Origin of the sequence: Halorubrum tibetense (genome assembly GCF_042661865.1) — an archaeon.
Classification (GTDB): Archaea; Halobacteriota; Halobacteria; order Halobacteriales; family Haloferacaceae; genus Halorubrum; species Halorubrum tibetense.
The window spans coordinates 1-5,893 of sequence record NZ_JBHSWW010000183.1; the positions used below are offsets into that span (position 1 = coordinate 1).

The 5,893-nt window shown below is 66.1% G+C and carries 5 protein-coding genes and 1 pseudogene; 3 read left to right on the plus strand and 3 right to left on the minus strand.

Annotated elements, in window-relative coordinates:
• Nucleotides 1-561: HAD-IC family P-type ATPase (locus ACFQEU_RS11270; RefSeq protein WP_379782169.1), on the plus strand; the 561-nt coding region annotated here is incomplete at its 5' end.
• A 638-nt stretch (nt 562-1,199) separates the two neighbouring features.
• On the opposite strand, the gene ACFQEU_RS11275 is transcribed toward ACFQEU_RS11270, so the two are convergent.
• Nucleotides 1,200-2,171, minus strand: coding sequence for an AI-2E family transporter (locus ACFQEU_RS11275; protein ID WP_379782171.1), 972 nt, complete (start codon nt 2,169-2,171; stop codon nt 1,200-1,202).
• A gap of 250 nt (nt 2,172-2,421) precedes the next feature.
• On the opposite strand from ACFQEU_RS11275, the gene ACFQEU_RS11280 reads away from it, so the two are divergent.
• Entirely contained in the window at nt 2,422-3,207 is a 786-nt protein-coding gene (locus ACFQEU_RS11280; protein WP_379782178.1) for an aldo/keto reductase, read from the plus strand.
• A gap of 99 nt (nt 3,208-3,306) precedes the next feature.
• On the opposite strand, the gene ACFQEU_RS11285 is transcribed toward ACFQEU_RS11280, so the two are convergent.
• Together ACFQEU_RS11285 and ACFQEU_RS11290 are read right to left on the minus strand one after the other, a co-directional pair.
• Nucleotides 3,307-3,723 carry a YccF domain-containing protein gene (locus ACFQEU_RS11285; RefSeq protein ID WP_379782174.1) on the minus strand — a complete coding sequence of 139 codons (417 nt, stop codon included), beginning with the start codon at nt 3,721-3,723 and terminating at the stop codon, nt 3,307-3,309.
• Between the two features lie 81 nt (nt 3,724-3,804).
• Nucleotides 3,805-5,673, minus strand: coding sequence for a S9 family peptidase (locus ACFQEU_RS11290; RefSeq protein ID WP_379782176.1), 1,869 nt, complete (start codon nt 5,671-5,673; stop codon nt 3,805-3,807).
• 91 nt (nt 5,674-5,764) lie between these two features.
• On the opposite strand from ACFQEU_RS11290, the pseudogene ACFQEU_RS11295 reads away from it, so the two are divergent.
• Nucleotides 5,765-5,893, plus strand: a pseudogene (locus tag ACFQEU_RS11295) (glycosyl transferase family 1); the annotation flags it as partial.

Consider the following 5,893-nt stretch of genomic DNA (forward strand, 5'->3'; position numbering starts at 1 on the left):
GGTGCGGCAGCGGGGCTCGTCGTCGACGGCGACGAGCTGCGGGACGGGTGGGAGGAGACGCTCTCGTCGCTCGCCGGTTCGGGTGTCGAGGTCGTCGTCCTCACTGGTGACGACGAACGCGCCGCGACGGTGTTCGCCGAGCACGACGCGGTCTCGCGGGTGTTCGCGGGCGTGCCGCCGGAGGGGAAAGCCGAGACCGTCGAACGCTTAAAAGGACGCGGCCGGACGGTGATGGTCGGGGACGGAACGAACGACGCACCCGCGCTCGCAGCTGCAGACCTCGGCGTCGCGCTCGGCGGCGGGACCGCGATGGCGGCCGACGCCGCCGACGTGGCGATCGTCGACGACGATCTCAACTCCGTCGAGACCGTGTTCGCCCTCTCGCGGGCGGCCGGCCGGCGTGTCAAGGGGAACATCGCTTGGGCGTTCTGTTACAACGCGATCGCCATCCCGCTCGCCGTCACCGGCCTCCTCAACCCGCTGTTCGCCGCGGTCGCGATGGGCCTGTCGAGTCTGCTCGTCGTGACGAACTCCTCACGGGCGTTGCTTTCGGACGAGTAGCGCGGCGCTCTGGGGGCGAGGACGCGACCGAACAACCCGTCTCGAACGAAAACGAGAGTGATTGATCCGGGTCCGTCGCCTACTCGGTACCGGAGAAACCGAACCGGCAGTCACAATACTCCTCTGAACTATTCGGATACGGAACAGATACTCGATCGGCTGCTCTAGTTCCCCGTAGTGTGGACAGGTTGTAGGTTAGAAGCGTTCACCGTCGATCGACGGTCCACTATTGATAACCGAGCGAACGGGGGTTCGGAGGTCGTCACCACGGACACGTCGAGGACGCATACACAGCCGACAGCGACACCAGTCACCCACTTATAAATGGCCGACAGCGACACCAGCCACTCACTTATAAATGGCCGACAGCGACACCAGTCACCCACTTATAAATGGCCGACAGCGACACCAGTCACCCACTTATAAATGGCCGACCGCGACACCAGTCACCCACTTATAAATGGCCGACCGCGACACCAGTCACCCACTTATAAATGGTTCAGCGCCGTATCCACTCCCGCCTACGTTCACTGAGCACGCGGCACGAAACGGCCGTGTCCTTCCGGCCACGTCTGAAGGGGAGCATCTCAGCGGGGCCAAACTGCTCCGGTGAGTACGGATCCGAGTGCCGATCGGATTCAGCCCGTCGTCGATTGGCCGCGCTCTCTGGCGGACAGGTCCAGAACGATCTTCGCGCCACCGAGAACGACGGGCCCGATGAACAGGCCAATTGCCCCGAACAGGACGACCCCGCCGAAAATACCCACGACGATGATCGCGACGTTGATCGTTCCGCTCCGGCCGATGAGGGCGGGCCGGAGATACATGTCCGAGGCGCTAACCACGGAACCGTACACCAGGAACGCTCCCCCTGCCACGGGGCGTCCGATCACGAAGAGATACGTCGAGACGGGAACCCACACGCCGAACGCGCCGACCAGGGGGAGTAACGCGAGAACGAACGTCGCCACGATCAGGAAGACGACTCCGGGAATACCGGCAACCACCAATCCGATCCCGATCAGCCCCGCTTGAATGGCTGCGACGGCGACGTTGCCGACGACGGACGCCCACATGAGATTGTCGAGCTGTTCCAGTAGGTCGCGCTGTACCCCGTCGCGGATCGGAACGACCGATCGTAACCAGGCGAGTAGCCGGTCGCCGTCGCGCAACAGCGCGAAGAGAACGAACGCCGTCACGGTGAACCCGATCAGCACGTCGGGGAGTCCGCTGACGGCACTGAGTGTACCGAGGGCGAGGCTCTGTACCCCGTCCGTGATCGGCTCTTGATACGTCTCGTACAACAGTTCGAAATCGACGACGTATCCGATGCTTTCGAGCCGACCCTGGATCCCATCCGGGCTTATCTCTCCCTCTTGGAGCGGCGTCAGGAGTGTTACTCCCTGTTGGATCGCGATGGCGAGGACGTACGCGAGCGGAATGAACACCACGAGTATCGAGGCCACGATGAGGAGGATCGCCGCGGTCATCGAGCGTACGTGTTCCTCGAGTCTCCGTTGTACGGGGGTGAGAACGTATGCGAGCACGATCGCAAACAGGACGTATGAGAGATACGTGGAGACGAGCGCCAGGGCGAGAAGCGCGCTCACCACGGCCAATATCGATAACGCGTTACCCGCCGAAGACCGCCGGATCCCAGCCATGGCCGATATGACGATCGCAGTTATATAGTTATGCGCCGCGGTGCCGTGGACCCGTATCGACGAACCGCCGTACGGTCCGACGAGGGCGCTGTGAAGATCCGACCGACCGATCACAAGCGACTTTCCGTCCACGACCGTACTCCGATCCATGTCACACCGAGAGCAGCAGCCGACCGAAACGCCAACCCGCGATGGGATACCCGTCCTCGGGCTCGGAACGTGGGAGAACGACGACCCCGCACAGTGTACCGAATCGGTAAAAACCGCGCTCGAAGCGGGCTACCGCCACGTCGACACCGCCCAGATCTACCGCAACGAGGCGGCCGTCGGTGAGGGGATCGCCGCGGCCGACGTCGACCGCGAGGACGTGTTCCTCGCCTCGAAAGTGTGGATCGACCAGCTCGCGCCCGCCGACGTCGCCGAGTCGACCCGAGAGAGTCTCGATAAACTCGGCGTCGAGAGCGTCGATCTCATGTACGTCCACTGGCCGGCTGGGGCGTACGATCCCGCCGAGACGCTGCCCGCCTTCGCCGAGCTGCGCGACGAGGGGTTGATCGACCGGATCGGCGTCTCGAACTTCGAACCCGAACACCTCGACGCCGCGACCGACGCCCTCGGCGAGACGCCGTTCGCGAACCAGGTCGAGATGCACCCGCTGCTCCGCCAGGAGGCGCTCCGCGAGTACGCCGATGCCAACGACCTCGAGCTCGTCGCCTACTCGCCGCTGGCACGGGGAGCGATCCTCAACGACCCGACGATCGCGGAGATCGCCGAGGAACACGGCGTCAGCCCGGCGCAGGTGAGCCTCGCGTGGCTCCGCGAGAAGGGCGTCACCGCCATCCCGAAAGCGACCGGCGAGGCGCATATCCAGGATAACCTCGCGAGCCTCGACCTCGAACTCGACGACGAGGACGTCGCGACGATCGACGCGATCGAGCGCACCGACCGCCAGCTCAACCCCGACTTCGGGCCGGACTGGTAGCGGAGACGGCGCGGCGTGGCGGGTCGCGAGCAGGGGACCGCGGTGACGGTCCACTTCCTCTCGTTTCCGGCGGCCGTCGTTTCAGCGCGCCGCGGCAGCTCAGTAGCGGTACAGCGACACGATCGCGGGTAACTTCCCGTACATCCAGATCGCGACGGGGATCCCGACGATCGAGAGCGTCAGGGCGTACGCGACCGCCATCCAGATCCCGCTCGCCCACCAGCCGACGAGGAGGAACCACACCGCCCGAACGACGAGGCTCCGCTGTTCTCTCGACCGAACCGCGCCGTCCCCGGCCCGTTCCACGAACTCGCGTGCGGGTGGTTTCAGCGACAACACCATCGGGACCACGTTGATCATCTTGATCCCGATCGGGATCGTGACGACCAACACGAGGAGGAGCCACGCGACGCTCAGCCAGATCCCGGTCGCCCACCAGCCGACGAGGAGGAACCACGCCGCACGGACGAGGAGCGACCGGTCCTCCGAGACGAGTGCCGGGCCGTTCGAGCTCATAGCGACGGCTACGGGGAGCAAGAATAAAACGAGGCGGGTACGTGCGGGGCTGGGGCCGAAGCCGGACGGTCGCGACCCCGATCAGACGTGTTCCGCGAGGAAGTCGACGATCTCGCGGTACGCCTCGATGCGGTTCTCCAGCTTCGAGAAGCCGTGCCCCTCGTCCTCGAAGATCAGCTTCCGGACGGGAACGCCCTGCTCGCGAGCCTGCTCGATGATCTGCTCGGCCTCGCCGACGGGCACCCGGGGGTCGTTCTCGCCGTGGAGGACGAACAGCGGCGACTCGATCGACTCGATGTTGTTGATCGGCGAGACGGACTCGAGGAACTCTCGGTCCGACGCCAGCGAGCCGTACTCGGCCTCGCGCAGCTCGCGTCGCCAGTCACCGGTGTTCTCGAGGAACGTGACGAAGTTGGCGATACCGACGATGTCGACGCCGGCGGCCCACAGCTCGGGATACTCCGTCAGCGCGGCGAGCACCATGAACCCGCCGTAGGACCCGCCCATCGCGACGATCCGGTCGGGGTCGACCTCCGGATGGTCGTGGAGCCACTCGACGGCCGCGCGGACATCGGCGACGGAGTCCATCCGGTTCTCGACGTCGTCGAGCCCGGAGTACGCCTTCCCGTACCCCGAGGAGCCGCGGACGTTCGGCTCGAACACCGCGTACCCGCCGTTCAACAGGTACTGTTTGACCGACCCGAACGAGGGTCGCCGTTGGGACTCCGGCCCGCCGTGGATGTCGACGACGACGGGGTAGCCGTCCGCGGGCGTCTCCGTCTCGGGTACGGAGAAGAACGCGGGGATCTGTCGCCCGTCGAAGGTGGGGTAGTGGACGAGCTCGGGTTCGATGAACGTCTCGCGGGGGATCCCGGCGGTCGAGGCGTTCGTCCATCGCTCGGTCTCGCCCGAGGTGACGTCGACGACGTACACGTTCGCGTTCGCCGTGCTGCCGGTCGCAGTGATCGCGAACCGCTCGCCGTCGGGCCCGAAGCTCACGCCGCCGGCGACACCGTCGGGCAGGTCCGGCGCGGGGAACTCGTCGATCCGGTGCGGCGAGGCGAGCTCGCCGACCGTCAGCTCCGTGTAGCCATCGACGTTTCGCGAGTAGACGATCCGGCGGGACTCCTCGTGGATCGCCACGCCGTCGACGTTCCAGCCGTCCGGGCCCGGTTTGGCATTCGCGGCCCCGGACGCCTCGTCGTCGTCCTCGTCGATGCCGTCGCTCCCGTCCGCGACGACCGTGAACTCGTCCGTCGAGAGGTCCAGACGCTCCAGCCGGAGGGTGTCGCTCTCGCGGTCGGTGACGAGGTAGACGGCCTCGCCGTCCGGTCCCCACTCGGGGCTGCCGTATCGCACGTCGCCCTCGTGCGGGGTGTGATGGGTGAGACCGCCCGACTCGAGGTCGAGCGTGTAGAGGTCGTGGTCGAACGAGGAGTGCGCCTCGTGAACGATCAGCCGGTCGTCGCTCGGCGACCAGCCGGCGACCGAGAGCCAGCCGTCCCCTTCGTACACGAGCTCGGCGTCGCTACCCGTCTCGTCACGCCCCTGCACGTACACGTCGAACACGGACTCGTCGCGGCGGTTGGAGGCGAACGCGAACCGCTCGCCGTCGCTGTTCCACCCGCCCCATCGGTGTTTGGCCCCCGGACGGTCGGTCAGATCGGTGATCCGGCCGGACTCGAAGTCGAGGCGGTACAGCTGGGCGCGCTCGTTCCCCCCTTCGTCCATCCCGAAGACGGCTTCCGAGTACTCGGGCGAGGAGTCGACGAACGTGACTCGCTCCTCGTAGAACGTGTGCTGTTCGGGCCACTCCAGTGCCCCCTCGACCGACCACACCTGCGGGGTGCCGGTGGTGTCGAGGAGGAACGAAAGCCGGCCGCCGGGGCCGAGGTCCGCTCCGCCGGCGCTGCGGACGTTGAGGTACCGTTCGATATCGTATCGATGCATGTCGTCCGGTTCCGTCCCCGGTGTGAAACCGTTTCGGGTGAACGAACCCGATGCCGTGTCTTTTTATTCAGTCCGGGCGTCGAATCGGCGTATGCGTGTCGCGTTCGTCTCGCTTTTCACTCCCGGGCACGGCGACACGCCGGCCCGTGCGCGAACGCGACGGATCGCGTCCGGACTGGCCGCCCGCGGCCACGACGTGGTCTGGCTGTGTGCCCGCTGG